General features: G+C 65.1%; 20 protein-coding genes. 14 read left to right on the forward strand and 6 right to left on the reverse strand.

The features are described 5' to 3' along the window. Window positions 1–558: 558 nt before the first annotated feature. Both XH92_RS43800 and XH92_RS08185 read left to right on the forward strand, forming a co-directional pair. Window positions 559–984 (forward strand): transposase, encoded by a 426-nt coding sequence (locus tag XH92_RS43800; RefSeq protein WP_371817974.1) that lies wholly within the window; start codon window positions 559–561, stop codon window positions 982–984. Window positions 985–1,034: 50 nt separating this feature from the next. After that, complete coding sequence (locus XH92_RS08185; protein ID WP_194458761.1) at window positions 1,035–1,199, forward strand: hypothetical protein; 165 nt, start codon at window positions 1,035–1,037, stop codon at window positions 1,197–1,199. Between the two features lie 729 nt (window positions 1,200–1,928). On the opposite strand, the gene XH92_RS08190 is transcribed toward XH92_RS08185, so the two are convergent. Next, window positions 1,929–2,945, reverse strand: coding sequence for a tetratricopeptide repeat protein (locus XH92_RS08190; protein WP_246788327.1), 1,017 nt, complete (start codon window positions 2,943–2,945; stop codon window positions 1,929–1,931). 215 nt (window positions 2,946–3,160) lie between these two features. Between XH92_RS08190 and XH92_RS08195 the strand changes: the two genes are divergently transcribed. The 3 genes from XH92_RS08195 to XH92_RS08205 are packed head-to-tail and all read left to right on the forward strand — an operon-like array spanning window position 3,161 to window position 5,987. Continuing rightward, window positions 3,161–4,261, forward strand: a complete 1,101-nt coding sequence (locus tag XH92_RS08195) for an ABC transporter ATP-binding protein (RefSeq protein ID WP_246788533.1) — start codon at window positions 3,161–3,163, stop codon at window positions 4,259–4,261. After that, a complete protein-coding gene (locus XH92_RS08200; RefSeq protein WP_194458762.1) occupies window positions 4,258–5,172 on the forward strand; it encodes an ABC transporter permease in 915 nt (304 codons plus the stop codon). Before XH92_RS08195 ends, XH92_RS08200 begins: the two co-directional genes overlap by 4 nt. After that, entirely contained in the window at window positions 5,172–5,987 is an 816-nt protein-coding gene (locus XH92_RS08205; protein WP_194458763.1) for an ABC transporter permease, read from the forward strand. Before XH92_RS08200 ends, XH92_RS08205 begins: the two co-directional genes overlap by 1 nt. Window positions 5,988–6,444: 457 nt before the next feature. Here XH92_RS08205 and XH92_RS08210 read toward each other — a convergent pair whose 3' ends face one another. The 4 genes from XH92_RS08210 to XH92_RS08225 form a co-directional block, all read right to left on the reverse strand. Continuing rightward, window positions 6,445–7,296: a carbohydrate ABC transporter permease gene (locus tag XH92_RS08210; protein ID WP_194458764.1), complete on the reverse strand. Its 852-nt coding sequence runs from the start codon at window positions 7,294–7,296 to the stop codon at window positions 6,445–6,447. After that, window positions 7,293–8,162 carry a carbohydrate ABC transporter permease gene (locus tag XH92_RS08215; protein ID WP_194458765.1) on the reverse strand — a complete coding sequence of 290 codons (870 nt, stop codon included), beginning with the start codon at window positions 8,160–8,162 and terminating at the stop codon, window positions 7,293–7,295. The genes XH92_RS08210 and XH92_RS08215 overlap by 4 nt, the downstream gene beginning before the upstream one ends. 179 nt (window positions 8,163–8,341) lie before the next feature. Continuing rightward, complete coding sequence (locus tag XH92_RS08220; RefSeq protein WP_163151802.1) at window positions 8,342–9,727, reverse strand: ABC transporter substrate-binding protein; 1,386 nt, start codon at window positions 9,725–9,727, stop codon at window positions 8,342–8,344. A 175-nt stretch (window positions 9,728–9,902) separates the two neighbouring features. After that, a complete protein-coding gene (locus XH92_RS08225) occupies window positions 9,903–11,867 on the reverse strand; it encodes an AsmA family protein (protein ID WP_194458766.1) in 1,965 nt (654 codons plus the stop codon). A 244-nt stretch (window positions 11,868–12,111) separates the two neighbouring features. Here XH92_RS08225 and XH92_RS08230 point away from each other — a divergent pair, with 244 nt between their 5' ends. From XH92_RS08230 to XH92_RS08270, 9 genes are all read left to right on the forward strand, one after another. Continuing rightward, window positions 12,112–12,819 carry a CoA transferase subunit A gene (locus XH92_RS08230; RefSeq protein ID WP_194458767.1) on the forward strand — a complete coding sequence of 236 codons (708 nt, stop codon included), beginning with the start codon at window positions 12,112–12,114 and terminating at the stop codon, window positions 12,817–12,819. 24 nt (window positions 12,820–12,843) lie between these two features. Then, complete coding sequence (locus tag XH92_RS08235) at window positions 12,844–13,494, forward strand: 3-oxoacid CoA-transferase subunit B (RefSeq protein WP_018268725.1); 651 nt, start codon at window positions 12,844–12,846, stop codon at window positions 13,492–13,494. A gap of 1 nt (window position 13,495) precedes the next feature. Further along, window positions 13,496–14,137, forward strand: coding sequence for a GNAT family N-acetyltransferase (locus XH92_RS08240; RefSeq protein ID WP_194458768.1), 642 nt, complete (start codon window positions 13,496–13,498; stop codon window positions 14,135–14,137). A gap of 176 nt (window positions 14,138–14,313) precedes the next feature. Next, entirely contained in the window at window positions 14,314–15,321 is a 1,008-nt protein-coding gene (locus XH92_RS08245; RefSeq protein ID WP_194455643.1) for an IS5 family transposase, read from the forward strand. Window positions 15,322–15,680: 359 nt separating this feature from the next. Continuing rightward, window positions 15,681–16,700 (forward strand): GlxA family transcriptional regulator, encoded by a 1,020-nt coding sequence (locus XH92_RS08250; RefSeq protein ID WP_194458769.1) that lies wholly within the window; start codon window positions 15,681–15,683, stop codon window positions 16,698–16,700. Between the two features lie 100 nt (window positions 16,701–16,800). Continuing rightward, window positions 16,801–17,328 (forward strand): tautomerase family protein, encoded by a 528-nt coding sequence (locus XH92_RS08255; protein ID WP_194458770.1) that lies wholly within the window; start codon window positions 16,801–16,803, stop codon window positions 17,326–17,328. Between the two features lie 14 nt (window positions 17,329–17,342). Continuing rightward, window positions 17,343–18,326 carry a carbon-nitrogen hydrolase family protein gene (locus tag XH92_RS08260; protein WP_194458771.1) on the forward strand — a complete coding sequence of 328 codons (984 nt, stop codon included), beginning with the start codon at window positions 17,343–17,345 and terminating at the stop codon, window positions 18,324–18,326. Window positions 18,327–18,683: 357 nt separating this feature from the next. Then, a complete protein-coding gene (locus XH92_RS08265; RefSeq protein ID WP_194458772.1) occupies window positions 18,684–20,372 on the forward strand; it encodes a VWA domain-containing protein in 1,689 nt (562 codons plus the stop codon). A gap of 387 nt (window positions 20,373–20,759) precedes the next feature. Then, window positions 20,760–21,245, forward strand: coding sequence for a Crp/Fnr family transcriptional regulator (locus XH92_RS08270; RefSeq protein ID WP_194458773.1), 486 nt, complete (start codon window positions 20,760–20,762; stop codon window positions 21,243–21,245). On the opposite strand, the gene XH92_RS08275 is transcribed toward XH92_RS08270, so the two are convergent. After that, entirely contained in the window at window positions 21,184–22,011 is an 828-nt protein-coding gene (locus tag XH92_RS08275) for a metallophosphoesterase (RefSeq protein WP_194458774.1), read from the reverse strand. The genes XH92_RS08270 and XH92_RS08275 overlap by 62 nt on opposite strands. Window positions 22,012–22,359: the final 348 nt, after the last annotated feature.

A 22,359-nucleotide genomic window follows, 5' to 3' on the forward strand; every position in this document is an offset into this window, starting at 1 on the left:
CCGCGGCAGTTCTGCGATACAAGAACATGACAGATTATAGTCTGGCTCGCCGCCGCGTCCTGGCGGAGATTATGGAGACTACGATCTGGGTAGGCTCTGTCCGGCGCCAACTGACCCTCGGAAGGAGGGCGATGGCCCGAAAAGGCGAGCTTTCGGGCGCCTTCATTCGTGATGGACGCCTAGCATCACAGTTGCAGTTTTCGTTTGAGGTGAGCGGGCCGTGCGTCGGCCTGGTGAGCTCGCCGCCAGAGCGACCATGCGAGAACACGGTCGATCGAGATGCGCCGCTGAGCGAGCTTGATAGCGATGCGACGGATTTCCTGGATCGGCCAGCGACGCCGCGCGCGATCGAAGATGCCCGGATCGAGGCAGTGATCGTCCGCACCCTTGAGACGAACCGCCCAACGCCACTCACTGGAGCTCGCGCAGCATGGCGAGGGCCAGTGGACTGTCGGTCTCGACGGTGCAGCGGATATGGCGCACCTTCGGCCTGCAACCGCATCGGCCCCGCCCGAGCGAGCCATCGTGCTGTGTGTCAACGAAAAGCCGCAGACCTAGGTGCTGGATCGGAGCCAACCCTCGTTCCGCAGGCGCACCACGCGCCACAAAATTCCGCAAGTTTCTGATGAGATCGAAGTCGCCGTGCCGGACGATCTGGACGTTCTTCTCGTCATGGACAATTGCGCAACCCTTAAGACGCCGCTGATCCGTAACTGGCTGGCCAAGAGACCGCGCTGGCACGTCCATCTGACGCCAACCAGCTCATCCTGGCTCAATCAGGTCGAACGTTTCGTTGCCCGCATCACCGAGCGCAAAATCAGGCGCGGCATCTACCGCACCGTGTTGGAGCTACGTGCTGAGATCACGTCCTTCATCGAACAGCACAACGCCGACCCCAGCCCATTCCGATGGACCAAATCAGCCGACGACATTCTCAGCTCCATCGAACGCTTCTGCGCTTACAATGTGTCAGCCAAGGCCTGAAACGAGATGAACTTCTGGTTTAGGACACTAGATTATGCGCGATGTTCCGCATGCGGATTTTCGCCCGAAACGTCCGCGCGCCCATTGCTGTGCCGATCGCGGGCAATTTCCAGTGGAAAATGAACTCCCAATGCAAGGCTATCGAGTGGCGGGTGCTGCCCCAGCGCGCTCGCGAAAATTTCGCGCTTCAGGCTGCGGTCATGGGCTGCAGGTGATGATCCCGCAGCTGAGGCGGTCATCCCGGCATCGCTGTCTTCAGCAGCACAGCAGCTGCGATGGAAGTGGATCCGAGGCGACATGGGCTTGTGCATCGGGGCGGTCTAGCCAGGAAGGCTGCGCATTCTCGACTCTTCTATCGGAGATAAAATATGACGGGCATTGGCCGAGCTGGCAAACCGCACGTTGGAGCAGGAGCCGACAGCACTGGGGTATCGAGCAGTTCGAGCCTAGAGTTCGGCCCCGTCCCTGGGGAACGCAGTCAATCTTTCGACGCCGTCGTGGAGCGGATGCGCTCCGGGCCTCAAGATAGAACCGCGCCGCTCGTGAACCGGCAACCAACTTCGGATGTGGCGGCGCCAGGACGAGACGAGATTAAGGCAGCGAAGCGAACGGTGGGCAGCCTGCTTGAGGACCTTAATACTTGTCGTAGGGCAGCCACGCGCGGCCGGACCTCGTCCGAGAGGCAAGAGCTGATCGATCAAGTCGTCAAGGCGGGCTTAGCAGTTCTGGACTACTACGCTGCTCTTCCCCCAGGTTTGGGGGGGCGCATTCTGCCCGACGATCGGGCTCGCCAGCTCCGCGATGAGACGCTGGGCGCGGCTGACGAATGTAACGCCGTGGCCGCTACGATTTTCGATGGCCTCGAGAAGGGCAGACAGAGAGCAGCAGCCCTGCTCGGCAGGATCATCCGCACCGCTTCGCCTGATCAGCTGAACCGCGTGCTTTCAGGCGTGGAGCCCTACTATGAGCACTGCATGCGCATCGTTGTTCGTCGTGGCCGCGACCAGCGCGTGGTGCACGTCGGCGAAATGCGCGCCGGCCTTCGGGAAATAGCCGTCGCCATAGGCGGCGACATCCTTCCAGTGCGCTTCGAGACCGGTCTTGCCGGCGACCGACAGCCGCCACAGCAGCGAAGCCGTGTCGGTGTAGATATTGAGCGGCGGGTAGGGCCGGTTCGCCGGCTTGATGTGCTGCTCGTAAATGCCGAGCGCGCCGTCGGCGTCGCCTTCCTCGATCGCGATCAAGGCCAGGTGCCAGGCGAGATGGCCCTGCAGGAAGCTGGTGCGATCATTCGCCGGCAGCCAGGCGGAAAGGAAGCTGCGGCCTTCCGCCGCGTCGCCCTGCTCGAACAGCGCATGCGCCACGGCGTGTGCGGCGCCGGCGTTCTCCGGCTTCAGCGCATAGCCGCGCTCGGTGATGGCGCGGCCCGAGACCAGGTCGCCGGCTTCGGTCTTGGACCAGCCGAGATAGGTGAGGAACCACCAATCGTCACCATAGTCGCCGGCATAACGTTCGGAGATTGCGAGCCGCGCGGCGTCGTGGTCGGACCGGCCCGAGAAGGCATAGAGGCCGAAGGCGCCGAGCAACAGCGAGAGTATCTGCGCATCGCGCGGATATTCGGCGAGATGCTGCTCGGCTGCGGCCATCGCCTTCTTGCCCTGGCCCTCGATCACGGACGCGATGATCTCGATGTGCTGGCGCTCGCGCGGGGTCGCGGCCGGCGCGAGCTGGCGCGCATCGGTCGCCTTGGCGCGGGCCTTGGCACCTTCCATGTTGAGCTGGTGGACGCGGGCGCGGCCGAGATGGGCCAGCGCGAAATCGGGGTCCTCGGCGATCGCCGCCTCGAACGCTGAGTCGGCGCCGTGCAGCGCCGCCAGCATGCGATCGACGCCGTCGACATAATAGGCAGCGGCGCGGTCCGAATTGGTGGTCAGCGGCAGGCCGTAGCGGTCGTGAATCATCGGTTGTCCTCCCGAGCTTGGCTGCGAAGTCTAGCAGAGGCGCGGAAGCCGACAATATTGCGGGAGATGTCCGTGAGGCGGTTGAGCCGATGGCGATCCGCCGCTAGTTTGCCGCCATCATCGGACCTGAAGGGGAAGCGGGGCTTGCGGACGTGACATCGGGCGAAGCGAGTGCGGAGGCGGCAAAGCCGTTGCCTGAACCGGCCGTCTCGGACATGCCGCTGCTGCGGATCGAGGGCGTCGCCAAGTCGTTCGGCAATTTCCGCGCGGTCGACCAGCTCTCGCTCGACATCCGCGCCGGCGAATTCTTCGCGCTGCTCGGGCCGAGCGGTTGCGGCAAGACCACGCTGCTGCGCATGCTGGCCGGCTTCGAGACGCCGGACGAGGGCCGCATCCTGCTCGGCGGCAGCGACATCGCCCAGGTGCTGCCGCATGAGCGCCCCGTCAACATGATGTTCCAGAATTATGCGCTGTTTCCGCATCTGTCGGTGCGCGACAACATCGCCTTCGGCCTGAAGCGCGCCGGCATGGCGCGCAAGGATATCGCGACCCGCGTCGCGGAGATGGTGGCGCTGGTCAAGCTCGAAGGCCTCGAGAAGCGCAAGCCCGACCAGCTCTCCGGCGGACAGCGGCAGCGCGTCGCGCTGGCGCGCTCGCTGGCGCGCCGCCCGCAGGTGCTGTTGCTCGACGAGCCGCTCGCCGCGCTCGACAAGAAGCTGCGCGAGAGCACGCAAGGCGAGCTGATGGAGCTGCAGCGCCGGCTCGGCATGACCTTCATCATCGTCACCCACGATCAGGAAGAGGCGATGACGATGGCCGGCCGGATCGGCGTGATGGATGCCGGCCGGCTGGTCCAGGTCGCCACCCCGCGCAATCTCTACGAGGCGCCGGCCTCGCGTTGGATCGCCGAGTTCGTCGGCGACATCAATCTGTTCAACGGCCAGGTCGCCGCCCGCGAGAATGGACGGTTGACGGTCGCGACCACGGAAGCAGGCCCGCTCGCGGTCAGCGAGCTGTGGCCGCCGGTGACCAGGGAGGTGGTCAGCGTCGCGATCCGGCCCGAGAAGGTGAAGCTGTCGCGTCGCGCGCCGGCGTCGGACGCGGGCGCGCCGCAGGCGATCAACCGGCTCGAAGGCGTCGTCACCGACGTCAACTATCTCGGCGGCGTCACGAGTTACCGCGTGAAGCTGGAGTCCGGCGCGGTGGTGCGCTCGTCGATGGCCAACACCGCGCGGCTCGATGTCGACGCCTATCTCGCCGGCCAGCGCGTGGTGGCGTGGTTCACCGCCGACGATTGCCTGGTGCTGGAGCAATGAGCGCGCGCCGCATCTTCGCCCGGCCGGCACGGCTCGCCGCGATCGCGCCCTATCTCTGGATGGTGCTGTTCTTCCTGGTGCCGTTCGGCTTCGTGCTCAAGATCAGTCTGTCGCAGACCGCGATCGCGCAGCCGCCCTACACGCCGGTGTTCGATTTCACGGAAGGGCGAGCGGCGCTGACGGCCGCGTTCGCGCAACTGTCGTTCGACAATTTCCGCCTGCTGATATCGGACAATCTCTACATCCTGTCCTATCTGCGCAGCCTCGTCGTCGCCGTGACCTCGACGCTGATCCTGCTCCTGATCGGCTACCCGATCGCCTACGGCATGGCGCGGCTGCCGCAGCGCTGGCAGGGCGTGGCGATGATGCTGGTCATCGTGCCGTTCTGGACCTCGTTCCTGATCCGCATCTATGCCTGGATCAACATCCTGCAGCATGACGGCCTGCTCAACCAGATCCTGCTGGCGCTGCACATCGTCTCGACGCCGGTGGTCTGGCTGTCGACCGACAGCGCGATGTATCTCGGCATCGTCTATTCCTATCTGCCGTTCATGATCCTGCCGCTCTATGCGACGCTCTCGAAGATGGATGCGTCACTGCTGGAAGCCGCGGGCGATCTCGGTGCCTCGCCGCGACAGGCGTTCTGGCTGGTGACGTTTCCGTTGTCGCTGCCGGGCGTCGGCGCCGGTGCATTGCTGTGCTTCATCCCGATCATCGGGGAGTTCGTGATCCCCGATCTGCTCGCCGGCTCCAATTCGCTGATGATCGGGCAGACGCTGTGGCTCGAGTTCTTCACCAACAAGGACTGGCCGGTGGCGTCAGCCGCGGCGGTCGCATTGTTGCTGCTGCTGGTGCCGCCGCTCGTGCTCTACGACCGCCTGCAACGCCGCCAGCTCGAGAGTAACCGCTGATGGCGCGCACCGCGACCCGCCTTACGCGCTTCAACATGACCTCGCTGGCGCTCGGGCTCGCGTTCCTCTATCTGCCGATCGTCATCCTCGTGATCTATTCCTTCAACGCTTCGCGGCTGGTCACGGTGTGGGGCGGCTGGTCGCTGCGCTGGTACCACGAATTCTTCAATGACCGCGCCATGCTGGAGGCGGCCTGGATGAGCCTGTCGGTCGCCGCGGTGTCGGCGACCTTGGCGACCTTGCTCGGCACGCTGGCGGCGGTCGGGCTGGCGCGCGGCGAGCGGTTCCGCGGGCGGGCGCTGTTCTCCGGCATGCTGTATTCGCCGCTGGTCATGCCCGAGGTGATCTCCGGCCTGTCGCTGCTGCTGCTGTTCGTGGCGTTGAATGCCGAGCGCGGCTTCTGGACGGTGACGATCGCCCACACCACGTTGACGATGTGCTTCGTCACCGTCGTGGTGCAGTCGCGCCTTGCCACGCTCGACCGCGGCCTGGAGGAAGCCGCGATGGACCTCGGCTGCGATCCGGTGCGCGCCTTCCTGATGGTGACGCTGCCGCTGATCGTGCCGGCGATCGTGGCGGGGTGGATGCTCGCCTTCACGCTGTCGCTCGACGACGTGGTGATCGCGAGCTTCACCACCGGTCCCGGCTCGGCGACGCTGCCGATCCGGATCTATTCCGAGGTCCGGCTCGGCGTGAAGCCCGAGATCAACGCGATCTGCACGCTGGTGATCGCGCTGATCGCCGTGATCATCGTGGTCGCCTCTTTCGCCTCGAAACTGTCGAGCGCGCGCGGCGAGAGCGCCGCGCCGCTGTAGATTCTTGTTTTGACGTTTTTTCCTTACGCGAAATATCTCCGTGCAAGGGAGCCACCGGCGGAAGGGCTCCCTCCCCCGCAAGGAGGCGGAAGCCCTCTCGCCGCTGTGCGCGGCACGGGGAAATGGTGGCGGGGAGGGCACAGCAAAGCGCGATCGACCACCGATGCGGTGATCGAGTGAGGTGAGCACGTCTTTCAGGCTCCCTCCCCCCTTGCGGGGGAGGGTGGGGAGAGGGGTGGCCCCGGGTGCTGACGTCGGACGTTTGCGAGAGCTGCTTCAATACGTACGCGTAACCAGCGGCAGTGGCGTCGTCGGAAACCAACAAGCATCTGCGCAAGTGGCACCCCTCTCCCCAACCCTCCCCTGCAAGGGCGGAGGGAGCCTGGGCAGCGTGCTCACCTCACGTCAGTTGCCGCGCACCGCCGGACGTCCACTTCGCTCGAAAGCGCTCCGGCTTTCACGACTTGACGGCGCCTGCGGTCAGCCCGCCGACCATGTAGCGCTTGAAGGCGTAATACACCGCGGCCGGCGGCAGCGCGTAGATGAAGCCGGTGGTCATCAAGAGCTCCCACGGCGAATCGTCGGCGGCGAGGAAGTTGCCGAGCGCCACCGGCAGCGTGATGTCGGTGTCCTTGGACAGCAGCAGGAACGCGTAGAGATATTCGTTCCAGGCGAGCAGGATCGCATAGGTGCCGACCGCGACCAGCGAGGGCATCATCAGCGGCACATAGACCAGGCGGAACAGCTGCAGCGTGGTGGCGCCGTCCATCGTCGCGGCTTCATCGAGCTCGACCGGCAGCTTGTCGGAGGCCTGTTTCAGCACCCAGATCGCGTAGGGCGCGGCGATCGTCACCATGGCCAGGATCAGCGACCAGTGATTGTTGAGCAAGCCGTAGGTGCCCATGGTGCGGTACATCGGCACGGCGAGGAACGCCGCCGGAATGAAGTAGGTGAACAGCGCCATGTTCATCACGGCGCGGCCGCCCGGCACGCGCAGCCGCGAGATCGAGAACGCGGCGGCAGTGGCGACGAACAGCGTCAGCGCGCCGACCGCGAGCGCGATCACGGTCGAATTCCAGAACTGGATCCAGAAGTCGCGCAGGAAGTAGTGCTGCTGGTTGAACACGATCGAGAAATTATGCAGCGTCGGATGCGTCGGCCACAGCTTGCCGGTGAACGCGTCTTCCTTCGGCGAGATCGCGAACACGAACATGTGGTAGATCGGGATCATGGTCCAGATGAAGACCGGGATGCCGATCAGCAGCAGCTTGGCTTCGGTGCCGACTTCGCGGAGGGTGGGCAGCTTCATCGCGACAACCGTTTCATCATGAAATAGACCAGCGGCAGCACGAACGGCATCGCGCAGACGATCGAGGCCATCGCCAGCGAGAGCTGGTCGAGCCTGAGATAGCGGATGCCGAGCGTCGACAGCACGTGGGTGAGGTCGGCCGGCCCGCCGCCGGTGAGCAGATAGACGCTGTTGAAGTCGCCGAGCGTCCAGATCATCGAGAGCAGCGTGCAGGTGATGTAGAGCGTCTGCATCGACGGCCAGGTGATGTAGCGGAATTTCTGCCACCAATTGGCGCCGTCGACGTCGGATGCCTCGTACAGGTCGTGCGAGATCGCGAGCCGTCCGGTCAGCAGGATCAGCGTCCAGAACGGCAGCGACTTCCAGATGTGCACGCCGATCGCCATGGCGAGCGCGACGGCCGGATCGTTCAGCCAGTTCGGGCCGTCATCGCCGGTGAACTTGAAGATCAGCTGGTTGACCACGCCCCATTCCGGATTGAGCATGAAGCGCACGGAGAGAATGGTCGGGATCGACGGCACCGCCCAGGGCAGGATGAAGATCACGGACAGCCACCTGATCCAGGGCCGCTGCTGGGCGAAGAAGCCGGACAGGAACAGCGCGATCAGCATCTTGATGTTGATGCCGATCACCAGGAAGATCAGCGTGTTGATCGCCGCGCGCGCGAAGATCGGGTCGTTGTAGAGCGCGACATAGCTCGACGGCTGGCGCGCCAGCCACAGGCCGTAGCCGACCGGATAGACCACGAAGGCGAGGAAGACGAGCAGATAGGGCGCGAGCAGCGCGATGCCCCAGACCTGCGGCGGCGACAGCCGCGCCGACAGCGGCGGCGAGGGGGTATCGGATGCGGAGAGCGTGATCGCCATATTCGTTACCATACACCCCGCTGTCGTCCCTGCGAAAGCAGGGACCCATAACCACCGGCTTCCATTGTTGTGCGAAAGCCGTCGACCAGTATTCTCGAAAACAACCGCCGCGGCGTATGGGTCCCTGCTTTCGCAGGGACGACAAATACATATGTCCGCGGCGGTCGTCGTCGCTTACGTTACCCCGCGACCTGCTTGATGCGGGCGATCAGTTCGTCGACGGCCTTGTCCACCGGCACCTTCTCGCTGACGACGCGGTTCATGGCCTTGGCCCAGACGTTCTCGTTGTTCAGGATGGTGAACTTCCAGTTCTTGGTGAAGTCGAACGGCGCGGTGCCGCCGGTGAACTGATTCCAGACCGCCTTGCGATGCCGGTCGGCCTGCCAGAACGGGCTCGCCTGGCTGGCCTTGGTCACCGGGAACCAGCGGCCAAGCGCACCTTCGATATAGGGCCGGACGTTGTCTTCCTGCATCAGGAAGCTGATGAACTGCTTGCCTTCGGCCTTGTTCTTGGCGTTTGCGAAGATCAGCCCGGTCTTGACGTCGGAGCGGTAGCGGATCGTCGAGCCGTCCGGCGCCTTCGGGAACGACGCCGTGATGATGTCCTGCTCATAGGCCTGCTTGCCGGCGGCACGCTGCGCGTCGGTCAGCGCCGGGTTGGTCGAATCCTCGAACCACTTCGCCGCGATCGAGATCGTGAAGTTGTGGGTCATCACGATCGTCTTGTTGTGGAACGCGACGTTGTTGTCCGGGTCCTTCCAGGTCGTCGAGGACGGCGGCGTGCAGCCCTTGATGTAGGTGTCGGTATAGTCCTTCAGGGCATGGATCAGGCCGTCGCGCACCTTGGGATCGTCGACCAAAAGCTTGCCGTCGTCGTCGACCAGCTTGACGTGGTAGGCGTCCATGAAGGTGTAGAACGACTGGAACGAGTCGGTGGATTCCACGCCCATCGGCTGGCCGACGCCGTAGATGCGCTGGCCGGTCGCCTTGCGGATCGCCGGCTGCACCTTGTCGCACCAGAACGTCCAGTAGTCCTCCCACTTGGTCGGGATGTCGGCGGCCTTGAAGCCGGCCTTCTCAAGCATGTCGCCCCAGATCTGGACGTGCATGCTCTGCTGCTTGAGCGGGAAGCCGTAATACGATTTCTTCTTGGTGACGTCATTGTAGAGCAGGGCCGCTTCCAGCGTGTTGGGCGCGAAGGCGTCCTTCATCGGCAGCATGATGTCGGACAGGTCCTCGAGCTTGCCTTCATATGCCCACTTGCCCTGGGCCTGCACATCGTAGGTGTCGGAATAGGCGACGTCGGGCACGGTGCCGGAGTCCAGCGCGGCGACCGTCTTCGGAATCATGTCCTGGATCGCATATTGCGACAATTCGACCTTGATGCCGGTCTTGGCTTCGAATTTCTTGATCGTCTCGAGCAGCGCGTCATCTTCGGATTTGTAAAATCCCTTGCCCCACCAGACGGTGATCGTCTTGCCCTGGGCCAGAGCGGGTGCAGTTGCGGCGAACAGGCCGACCGCAGCGACCGCAATTGATAGCGCACCGATAACCTTGGATCTCACGTTCTTCTCCCCTCATGAGGCCGGCTTTTTAACCGGTTGGAGAAAACACTAGCCCATGCCCGTGACCCGATAAAGATGCCGCATCGACGACTTCTGTAGGGGTGCACAGCGAGAGCGTGGATCAGTCCCGCGGCATTGATGCGCAAAGTGAATGGATCGATCAACTCGACCTTGATCAGTTCGATTTGGCATTCTCGGCCGCTGTCGCCGGTGCGCTGCCGGGCGTGCCGGCTGCGGCATCGGGCGCGGCCGCGGGCCGTGCGGGCCCGCCTGTGAAGCGCTCGATCACCGAGCGCACCGCGTCACGGGTCTTGCGATCCTTCACCGCGTCGAGCAGCGGGGCGGATGCCGGCGAGCGGCGGATCAGGCTCTCAGGGTCGGGGAAGATCAGGGGATCATCCCACGGGCCCTGAATGACGAAGGGCAGATCGAAGCCGTTGCCGCCGCCCGATGCCGAGGTCAGGCTGGCGACGCCCTTGAGATCGTACTCGCGCGACGGCACCGAGGCGGTGCCGGTCAGCGTGATCTTCGCCGCAGGGCTCTCGACATGGATGTCGTCGGCGGTCGCGACGCCGTCGGCGAATTTCACCGAGATGTTGAGATTGTCATAGGGCGTCGAGCCGGAGCGGAAATTGCCGCCGCCGGACAGCGGCCGCTTCTCCAGCCGCCGCAGCAATTGCTCGACATTGAAGCCGGCGATCGCGCCGTCATGGCCGTTCAGCGTCGCGGTGCCGTCGAGCGACGACGCGAGGCCGAACGGGCTCGAGCCGGACGCCGTCAGCGAGACGTTGAGGTTGCCGCGGCCGGACAGCTTGTTGATGCCGAACAATTCGCTGGCGCAGGCCTGCAGATCGACATCGGTGAACTGGAATTGCGCCCTGACGTCGGCGACCGCATCCGAGCGCGCGATGGCGAACGAACCCTTGGCGATGCCGCCATACATCTGCGCCTCGCCGACGCTGAGCGCGAGCGCGCCGCCGCGCAGATTGGCGCCGAATGCGGTGCGGCCGAGCTTGGACGGGCCGACCGTCACCTTGGCGGCCGACAGGCGCATGTCGAGATCGGTCGACGACAGCGAGGAGAGGTCGAACAGCTGCCTGTTCCAGTCGCGCTGGCCGCTGGCCAAGAGGCGGAACGTCGAGATGTAGGGCGTGAAATCCAGATTGCCGGCGGCCAGCGTCGCCTGCAGCGTCTGCCGGCCGTTATTGGCGTAGGTCATCACGCCCTCGGCGACATTGCCGTCGAGCTCGACATTGACATTGGTGAGCGCGACCGAGCCGCCGACCACATTGGCGCGCGCCTTCAGCGCGAAGCGGCCGAAGCCGCCACCGCCGCCGGGCGGCGCCTGTCCCATCCAGCGCAACGCATTGCGTAGCGACGGCGAGTCCATGGTGGCGGTGCCTTCCATCATCAGGCTGGTGCGGTTGGCGACGGTTCCGTCGAACGCAACCTTCAGCGGCGCGCTGGCCAGCCGCGCCTTGAGGCCGGAGCGGTCGCCCGACAGCAGCGCGACGAAGTCGCTGGCGCTGATCGAGCCGTCGACGCGCTCGCCGCGCCAGTCGAACTGGCCGGTTGCGGCAAAGGAACGCGAGATCGAGGGCCAAGCCAGCGACAGGTCGATATCGCCGAGCTGTTCGGAGATATTGTTGGTGCCATCCTGGTAATTCAGCTCGCCGTCCTGGATCCGTATCTCGGAGAACGACACTTGATTCTCGGCGCCGGGCGTCATCGTCCTGGCGATGGTCTCGACGAACGGGGTCCAGTTGCTCTCGCCGGCGCTGTCGCGGACCACACGGATATGCGGACGGAGCATCATGACGTCGGCAATCTCGAACCGCCGTAGCAACAGCGGCAGCAGACGCAGATTGGCGGTCAGCACATCGACCTGCAGGGCAGGACCGATGGTATCGGCGCCCTTCAGCCCGACATTGTGGAAGGAGACATAGCTGCCGGGAAACACCGAAACGTCGATCGGCCCGTTGACGACGAGCTCGAGCCCGGTCACGGCGCGGATTTGCGCTTCCACCGCGCGCTGCAGCGCGTCCCGGTTGAGGAACCACGACGTTCCGACCAGCCCGACCAGCGCCAGGCCGAGAAGCGCCGCGATCGGCATCCCCAGGCGCTTAATTCCTTGGGCCATCGTCAATGACATATCCGGGTCGGTTGAGGTTTTGTCGGGTCGTCGTCGAGCACAGCGGGCGCTCGCCGGAGGCCCCTGCCAACCCCCGCAACTTGAAGGGTTTTCTTGACGCTTTCAAGGCCATGTTGCCGCCCGAGGCCGCCGCCCGTCGCCGCACCGGGCCGTGATTGACGCATTGCGAAGATTTCGCCTAATAATCCGCTTTGACACAGCCGTTCCGCGCCCTCCATCAGGTATTCGCTGCATGAACAAAGTTTATCCCGACGCCAAATCGGCACTCGATGGTCTCCTCAAGGACAACATCATGATCATGTCGGGCGGCTTCGGCCTCTGCGGCATCGCCGAGACCCTGTCGGACGCGATCCGCGACTCCGGCGTCAAGGGCCTGACGGTCGTCTCCAACAATGCCGGCGTCGACGGCATCGGCCTCAGCCGCCTCCTGGAGACCCGCCAGATCAAGAAGATGATCTCGTCCTATGTCGGCGAGAACAAGCTGTTCGCCCAGCAATATCTCGCCGGCGAGCTCGAGCTCGAGTTCAACCCGCAGGGCACGCTGGCCGAGCGCATCCGCGCCGGCGGCGCCGGCATCCCGGCCTTCTACACCAAGACCGGCGTCGGCACGCTGATCGCGGAAGGCAAGGAAGTGAAGGAGTTCGACGGCGAGAAGTACATCATGGAGCGCGGCCTGTTCGCCGACGTCGCCATCGTGCATGCCTGGAAGGGCGACACCGCCGGCAATCTCGTTTACCGCAAGACCGCGCGCAACTTTAACCCGATGATGGCGACCGCCGCGAAGGTCACCGTCGCCGAGGTCGAGCATCTGGTGCCGGCCGGCGAGATCGATCCGGACCACATCCACACCCCCGGTATTTTCGTCAAACGCATCATCGAGGTCGGGACCGGCAAGAAGCGGATCGAGTTCCGCAACACCCGTCCGCGGCCCGCCGCCTAAATCACACCTTTTCAGGAGAGCCTCATGGCCTGGACCCGTGAACAGATGGCTGCCCGCGCCGCCAAGGAATTGCGCGACGGCTATTACGTCAATCTCGGCATCGGCATCCCGACGCTGGTCTCGAACTACATCCCCGACGGCATCGACGTCAGCCTGCAGAGCGAGAACGGCATGCTCGGCATGGGCCCGTTCCCCTATGAGGACGAGGTCGACGCCGATCTCATCAACGCCGGCAAGCAAACCGTCAGCGAGCTGCCCTCGACCAGCTATTTCTCCTCGGCCGATTCCTTCGGCATGGTGCGGGGCGGCCATATCGATCTGTCGATCCTCGGCGCCATGCAGGTCGCGCAGAACGGCGACCTCGCCAACTGGATGATCCCCGGCAAGATGGTGAAGGGCATGGGCGGCGCCATGGATCTCGTCGCCGGCGTCAAGCGCGTCGTGGTCGTGATGGAGCATTCCGCCAAGGATGGCCCGAAGCTGCTCAAGCAGTGCAACCTGCCGCTGACCGGCGAGCGCGTGGTCGACATGGTCGTCACGGATCTGGCGGTGTTCACCATCGACAAGCACGGCAAGGACGGCATGGCGCTGATCGAGCTCGCCGATGGCGTGACGCTCGACGAGGTCAAGGCCAAGACCGAGGCGGAATTCCGCGTCGCGCTGAAGAACACCTGAGATGTGTGATGCGGGACGATCCACGATCCGTCCCGCACGATCCGACGACGCCGGCTTCATCGCCCGCATCGTGCTGGCCGCACAGCGCGGCCCGCTGCCGCGCGGCTGGTTCGACATCGCGCTCGACTGGCCGGAGGAGGAATGCCTCGCATTCATCACGCGGCTCGCCGTGGCGCGGGTGCGGTCATGGTACCATGTCGCCCATTTCCTGATCGCTGAAGTCGACGGCGTGCCGGCTGCCGCGCTGTGCGCCATGCCGGCATCCGGGACTGTCGTCGCCGCACGCGCAGCGATCGAGGAGGTCGCCGCCGAGACCGGTGTGGATGCCGACGGCATCGTCGCGCGCGGCGCCTATGCCCGCAATTGCTGGGTTCAGGGCGGCGAGGGCGATTGGCTGATCGAGCACGTCGCAAAAGCGTCGCATCGCGGCCGTGGCGTGGTGCAGGCTCTGATCGCCCGTGCGCTCGCCGACGGCAAGGCTGCCGGCTATTCGCGGGCCTCGATCTCGTTCCTGATCGGCAACGACGCCGCCGAGCGCTGCTACAGCAAAGCCGGCTTCGCCTTCGCCGAGGAGAAGCGCGACGCCGCCTTCGAGGCGCTGACCGGCGCGCCGGGCTTTCGCCGCTTTGCGCGGGGGATGTGAGCAGGGCACATGGCGACCACATGCACCATCGTCGTCCCGGTGAAGGCCGGGACGACGATGAGGGTGGGGCGCGTTCAAGACATCACACAGTGCGGTGTCATCACCCGCGAAAGCGAGGGCTTTGCAGAAGTCTGCCGGGATGATTCTCTTTGGTGAAGGATTCGCCGGAGGAACGGATGGCGGAGCGGCAGATTGGTCAATTGAGCTTTACCGACGGGCTGGTGAATGACGCGGCTCGAGCCAACGCGCCTTTGCAGCGAGTATCGGAACTGGTCGACTGGAGCGCGATTGAAGCGCTGCTGAGCGGCTTGCGTAGCGGGTCGATGGGAGCGCCCGCTTACCCGTCGCTGGCGCTGTTTAAGGCGCTGTTGCTGCAGCAATGGTATGGGTTGTCCGATCCGGGCCTTGAGGAGGCGCTGGTGGACCGCCTGTCGTTCCGGCGCTTCCTGGGCCTGTCGCTGAGTGAGCCGGTACCGGATCATTCCACGCTGTGGCGTTTCCGCGAACAGCTGGCCAGGAGCGGGCTGGCGGAGCGCGCTTTTGCCCTGATTACGGCGCAGATCGAGAAGTCCGGCTTCGTCTTGAAGCGCGGCACATTGATTGACGCTTCGCTGATCCGCTCGGCGGTTAATCCGCCCGAACCACCGGATCCCGATTTGCCCCCGGATGCGGACGGGCGCCCCGCCAGCAAGCTGGTCAAAAGCCCTCACGATCCTGACGCCGCCTGGACCAGGAAGGACGGCAAATATGCCTTCGGCTACAAGATGCACGTGGCGATGGACCAAGGCAGTCGCATCATCCGGCGCCTTGCCTTTACGCCAGCCAATGTCAACGACACCGTGCCCGCCGACGAGCTGATCTGCGGCGACGAGGCAACAGTCTACGCTGACAAAGCCTACGATACCATCGCGCGACGTGGGCGGCTGAAGCAGATGGATATTCGCGACGGCATTATGCGCAGACACAACCGCTGGCTTCGCTTGGGGCCTTGGGCGGTGCGTCGTAACGCGGTCATCTCGCATCGACGCGCGCCGATCGAACCGTTGTTCGCATTGCTCAAGCGCGTCTACGGCCTTGCGCGTGCCCGCTATCGGGGCCTGATACGCAATGCCGCAGCTTTCCAGCTCGCCGCGACCGCGATCAATCTCCAGCGATGGGCCAGGACGCCACCCCACATCGCCTAACCAAACGAGGCACCCAGCCATCATGGCTGGCCCGTCCAGCCGCTAACCGGCCCAAACAACAGCCGTCCGGCCCCGTCGAGCTGTTCGACTTTCGCAAAGCCCTCGCGAAAGCGGGTGATCCAGTATTCCAGAGACGTCAGTGCTTGAGCCGTGAGGCCGCGGCGTACTGGATCGCCCGGTCCATGTGCGCAATTGCGCACAGGCCGGGCGATGACAGTTGTGGTGGGGATGCAGGATCGCATTCTCGCGACATGAGTTGCCCGCCGGGGCAGTCATATGCGGCATCCGCTGCCGGGCGCTTGCCGGGCCCCACGCGCGATGGCAGGATTGCCCCATATTGCGCTAGATCGGACACGGCCATGCCACTCATCCGGATTTGGGTCTATGACGGCATCCTCGCTTCGGGCGTTGCGGGCATTGTCGACGTCTTCACCGCCGCCAATTCGGTGGCGGCGAAGCGGCCGCAGGGCCGTTACGGCAAGCCGTCGCGGCTGCGGTGGCGCGTCGAGTCACTCAGTGGCCGGCCGGTGCAGACCGTGTCCGGCCAGATCGTCGGCGTCGACGGACCGATCAGCGCGCGGTCTTCGGCGGATGCAGTGGTGGTCCCCGGACCGTTCGTCGGCGATATCGAACGCTTCTTCGCGCGGCTCGATACGGTCGAGCCGTTGCTGGCCGCGTTGCGGCGGCAACATGAGCGCGGCACCCTGCTCGCATCCTACTGCACCGGCAGCTTCATCCTCGCCGAAGCCGGCCTGCTCGACGGCCGGGTCGCGACCACCCATTGGGCGAAGGGGCGGACATTCGCGATGCGCTATCCGGCGGTGGACCTGCGCGTCGCGGAAATCCTCACCGAGCAGAACCGGATCGTCTGCTCGGGCGCGGTGACCACGTCGCTCAATCTTGCGCTGCGGCTGGTCGAAAAATTCGCAGGCGCCGACGTGGCGAACGAGACTGGCAAGCTGATGCTGATCGACGGCAATCGCGTCTCGCAGGCGTCCTATGCCAGCCGCACGCACGACACCCAGCATTCCGATGCGCTGGTGGCGCGGGCGCAGAGCCTGATGGAAAAGTCGCTTCAACGGGGCTTCAGCCTCGCCAGGCTGGCCCGCGACCTTTCGGTCAGCGAGCGCACGTTGAATCGCCGCTTCAAGCTCGCGGTCGGCGAGGCGCCGCTGCAATATCTGCAGGCGCTGCGCGTCGATGTGGCCAAGCGCCTGATCGAATCCAGGCGATTGAAGCTCGACGCGGTCAGCGCGCGGGTCGGCTACAACGATCTGTCGACGTTTCGCCGCCTGTTCAAGCGCGAGACCGGGCTGTCGCCCCGCGACTACCAGCGCCGGTTTGCCCGCGCCGCAGCGCGCTCGGCGCCAGCGAGCTGACGAGCCGTGTCCGAATTTGCCCTGAGAATGGCGATACTGCCACTGCCGGGAGGGGCGCCTCGCCGATAGACCTCGTGTTGCAACAACAGGAGGTCTCTCAATGCCGATGATCGACGTCACCATTCCCGAAGGAGCCTTGAAGCCGGAAGCGGAGGCGCGGCTGATCAAGGAGCTCGGCGATATCCTGATCGGCCACGAGGGCTTCGACCCGGCCAACGAGGTCGCGCAAAGCGTCACCGTCGTGTTCCTGCATCGGCCGGCCGCGGTCTATGTCGCGGGCGCGCCATCGCCGGCGCCGCGCTATCGCATCGTCCCGACGGTGCCCGAGGGGCAGTATACCGAAGCCTCGCGCGCGGCCTTGGTGAAGGACGTGACCGCCGCCGTGGTGCGCGCGGCCGGCGGGTCGTACGAGGACGTTGCGCCGCAGGTCTGGGTGTTTCCGACCGAGATCCCGGATGGCCAGTGGGGCAGCCGCGGTGTCATTCGTCCGCTGCCGGACATCCAGGCCTTCATCGCCGGCGAGCATGAGCGCAAGGTCGGCGAAGAGCGCCTTGCACGGCGGCGGCGCGTCAAGGCGCTCGAGCTGCTTGCAGGCGCGCTCGATGCTGCCCGCAAGGGCGTCGCGTGAAGCGGCAGCCGGCTATGACAATCGATACGCATTTCAGGCTCGCGGCGATCCAGGCCGCCGCGGTACCGTTCGATCGCGAGGCGTCGGTGGAGAAGGCCTGTCGCCTGATCCGCGAGGCCGGTGCCACGGGGGCAACGATCGCCGCGTTCGGCGAGACCTGGCTGCCGGGCTATCCGTTCTTCTGCCACGCACCGACCGGGCCGAGCACCTTTCGCGCCATGGCGGAATATCTCGACAGCGCCGTCGAGATTCCGTCGCCTGCCACCGATCGGCTCTGCGCTGCCGCAGAGGCCGCCGGGATCGATGTCGTGATCGGCGTCGCCGAACGCGATGCAGTAACGAAGGGCACGGTCTACTGCACGCTTCTGTTCATCGGCCGTGAGGGGTGGATTCTTGGCCGTCATCGCAAGCTCAAGCCAACCTTCAACGAGCGTTCGGTGTGGGCAGATGGCGACGCGGTCGGCCTGCGCGTGCATGAGCGCCCCTATGGCAGGATCAGCGGGCTCAATTGCTGGGAGCACAACACCATGTTGCCCGGCTATGCGCTGGCCGCGCAAGGAACGCAGATCCATGTCGCCGCGTGGCCGGGACGTGAGCCCGCCGTGGCGCCGCCGTCGCCCACGCCGCTGTGGCCACGGCAGCTTTTGCTGTCACGCGCGTTCGCGTCCCAGGCGGGTTGCTACGTCATCGCCGTGGGCGGCATGCGGTCGCACGAGGCGACGCCGGAGCGCTATCGCGAGCTGTCGACAATTGAGTACAGCGGTGACAGCGTGATCATCGATCCACGCGGTGAGATCATCGCAGGGCCGGCACAAGGCGAGACCATCCTGATCGCCGACGGATCGCGGGAGGTCGTTCTCGCCGCCAAGGCGCTGTGCGATATCGGCGGCCACTACTCGCGCCCGGACCTGCTGCGACTGATCGTCGACCGTGATCGGCAGGATCGGGTCATCGATTGCGGCTTCGCGGCACGCGTCATGCCGGACATGTGGGAGTAGTGCGAAGCTCAAGGGCACGGCAGCGTGCAAAGCAGCGTCATCTGTGATGACACTCACGCCGGCAGCCGCGACGCGCGCAACGCTGCAAGCAATTTATTCGCGATTGGCTTGTCGCATCAGTCCAAACGCGTGTCGCAATAGTCCAAATGTTTGGACGCAAGTGACGTCAATCAAAGGCATTTTGGCGTTTCGTCGCATGCACGCCGCACGCGTATCGCACCGGCAATCCGGCCAACAAAAAACAAAATCCGGATCGAAGGAAGGCGCGGCTGTGGCAAGGCGCGGATGATCTCACGACATCCGCGCCGTCGCAGCCGTCTTTGCCCTCCGATTGTCTCCATCATCGAGGATCGATCCGTGATTAAGGTTTTTCGCCGCTCGTTCGTTGCCGGCCTGCTGTCGCTTGGCCTGGCGTTGCTCTCACTTCATGGCGCGCAAGCGCAGGGCACCGACACCATTCTCGTGCTCGATGCGTCCGGCTCGATGTGGGGCCTGGTCGACGGACAGAGCAAGATCTCCGCTGCACGACAGGCGGTCGATGCGATCCTGTCGAAATGGAATCCCGCCGATCGTCTCGGCGTGATGGTCTATGGCCATCGCTCGAAGGGGGACTGCAAGGACATCGAGCTGATGGTGCCGGTCAGCAAGTTCGATCCGGTGCGGATCAAGGCCGCGATCGACGGCATCAATCCGAAGGGCAAGACGCCGATCTCGGATTCGCTCCGTGCTGCCGCCGAGGCGCTGCACGCGACCGAGAACAAGGCCAATGTGATCCTGGTCTCCGACGGCATCGAGACCTGCGCGCCGGATCCGTGCGCGGCCGCGGCCGAGCTGAAGAAGGCCGGCATCGGCTTCACCGCCCACGTCATCGGGCTCGACGTCGCCGATCCCGCGGCGAAGAGCCAGCTGCAATGCATCGCGCGCGCGACCGGTGGCGTCTATCTCGATGCCGGCAACGCCGCGAGCCTGACCGGCGCGTTGACCAAGGCGGTGGCGGCAACGCAGGGCACGAAGGTCGCAAGCGAGGCACCGCCGAAGCCTGTGGCCGCCGATCCCTATCTCGGCAAGAACCTTCGCGGTGTGGCGCGGCTCGCCGAAGGGCTCGATCCGATCAGCGACGAGGACGTCAACTGGGGCATCTACAAGCGCGCCGGCGACGAGAAGGGCGAGCATGTCAACACCTTCTACGGCGCGCCGTTCGCCGACAACATCGCGCCCGGCGATTACATCGTCGAAGTGAGCTACCGGCAGCTCAAGCGCGAGTTTCCGCTCAAGGTCGAGAAGGGCAAGCCCGCCATGCTCGACGTCATCCTCGATGCCGGCTACGTCACCAGCGAAGGCGCGGTTGCGGGCGGCGCCGCCAAGGTCGACGACGTGGTCTGGCAGGTCTCGGACAAGGGCGGCAGGCTGATCGCGCAGGAATACGACGCAGTGCCGCGCTTCGTGCTCGCCGCCGGCAATTACACGCTGACCCTGACCAAGGGGCAGTCGAAGACCAGCAGGCCGTTCTCGGTCGCCGCCGGCGACTCCAGCAACGTCCAGCTCACCCTCGACGTCGGCAAGCTGATCGTCACCTCCACCTATGCCGAGGGCGGCCCGAAGGTCGAGAAGGACCTCGTGGTTGCCGTGCACCAGCCTGCCAAGGCCGACGGCGACGAGGGCGAGAAGGTCGCGCAGGAATACGACGCCGAATCGAAGTTCGATCTGCCCGGCGGCAACTACGAGGTGGTGGTGACGGTCGGCGAGGCCAGGGGCACGGCGCGGGCGGAGGTGAAGTCCGGCGCGCCGACCCGGATCAACGTCAACCTCAACGCCGGCGTGGTCGGGATCAAGGCCGACGGCGCCCAGGAGATCGACATCCTGGGTGCCGAGCGCGACATCAATGACGAGCGCAAGCGCGTCTCGGTGAGCTATGAGGCAGCCACCAACGTTGCGCTCAGCGCCGGCGACTACGTCGCGGTCGCCATCTATGCCGACGGCCAGAAGGTAGAAAAGCCATTCTCGATCACCGCCGGCAAGCGCCAGACGCTGGAGATCAAGCAGTAGGGCGGCACGGACAAGCGCCGCTCGCGCGTGAGGTGAGCACACTTCTCAGGCTCCCTCCCCCCTTGCGGGGGAGGGTGGGGAGAGGGGTGAGCCCCGGGCGGGATGATTGAGAGAGCTTTGCTTTCGCAATCGCGGTCGTATCGTTCTGCAGATGGAGAGAGTTTGCCGTGCGGCTACCCCTCTCCCCAACCCTCCCCCGCAAGGGGGGAGGGAGCCCGTGCGCTGTGCGTCCCTCACACAAGCGTGGGTGAGTGGAAACTATCTCGACGCTCCACGCGCCGCTCATCCGACGCCGGCCTGCCGACAATTTGGGCACACCGCCCGGCTAATCCCGTTCACCTCGGCCGCATCTCCGCCTAGTCTGGCTGCGGACGGAGACGTAACAGCATGCGAGCGATCCTTGAGCACTGCACCGGCGGCAACAGGCGCAGCCTGCCGGCCGGCACGGAGTTCATCGCGGAGGGCGGCAAGACGGGTCATCTGTTCGTGCTGCTCGAGGGCAAGGTCGAGGTCGTGAAGGGCGACAGTCTGGTCGCCGTGATCGACGAGCCCGGTGCGGTGTTCGGCGAGATGAGTGTCCTGCTCGACAAGCCGCACAGCGCAAGGGTGCGCGCGGCGTCCGATTGCGTGCTGTACGAATTCGACGATGCGGCGTCGTTCCTGCGCCAGCAGCCGGCGGTGGCGCTGCTGATCGCGCAGCTCCTGGCGCAACGGCTGCACGTTGCCACGACCTATCTTGCCGACCTGATGCATCAATATGCCGATCACGGCACCCATCTGGCGATGGTCAGTGAGGTGCTGCAGAGCATGATCAACCTGCCGCCGATGCAGGTCGCGCCAGGCTCGGATCGGCAATCCGATCCAAGGATGTGAGCCAGTCCGGCGCCTCGCTGAGCGGCGTGGCCGGCCGGTGCAGAGGCGCGTCGAGATCGACGATCCGGGCGTCGCCGGCGGCGAGCCAGAACGCCTTCTCCTGGGTGAGATCGAGCACGATGTAGACCGGCGGCCGGCCCGGCTGCAGGCCGGTATTGAACACCCAGGTCGTCCCGATCCGGTCGAACCACGAGCCGTCCGGGATGAACGGCGATTGATGCACGTGGCCCGAGATCACCATCGCCGGATGGTGGCGCTCGATCCAGCGCAGCAGTTCGACGTCGCCGAAGAAGCGCTTGCCGCCCCAGCTGATCGGCGAATCCGCCGGCGGGGCGTGATGCACCCAGACCCAGCGGCGATGCGGGACGGCGGCGGCCTCGCGCAGCTGGTCGTCGATCCGCGCCTTGACCATCGGGCCGTCCCACCACGGGCACACCGTGAACAGTGTGTCGCCGATCGTCAGGTTGTCGCCGTCGCAGGCGACGCCGGATTCCCTGACGGCGGCGATCCATCGCGCGATCTTCTCGCCCTCCGCGTTGCGCTCGTCGAGGTCATGATTGCCCGAGCAGAAGATCACGCGCGTGAGGCCGGCGAGCCGCGCGAGGTATTTCGTGACGACGACGATCTGCGCGCGGAAATCTACCGCCGAGCCGAGGTTGAGCGCGTCGCCGGCGAAGATCACCAGATCGAACTGCGGCGCGGCCGCCAGCAGCCAGTCGAACTGCGGCAATGAATAATGCAAGTCGGCGACGACGAGACAGCGCATCTAGGGAAATCCGAATGCCCGGAAAACGGGCGGGGCCGTAAGACAATGAATTTCAAACAAGCGGAATCGCAGCAAGATTTATGCCGTGCCGCACGGGGCAAGCGCGACAGATTTTCGCAGTGCGCGGGTGTACGCGCCGCTTGAACGGCGTGAGGTGAGCACACACCTCAGGCTCCCTCTCCCCTTGCGGGAGAGGGTGGGGAGAGGGGTGGCCCCGGGAGAGATGATCGAGATGAATGTCGGTCTCACAATCCCGGCAGCGTGGGGTGGCAGATTAGGTGGAGAGAGCACGCCGTGTGGTGCCCCTCTCCCCAACCCTCCCCCGCAAGGGGGGAGGGAGCCCGGGTG

It is taken from the genome of Bradyrhizobium sp. CCBAU 53421 (assembly GCF_015291625.1).
Taxonomy (GTDB): domain Bacteria; phylum Pseudomonadota; class Alphaproteobacteria; order Rhizobiales; family Xanthobacteraceae; genus Bradyrhizobium.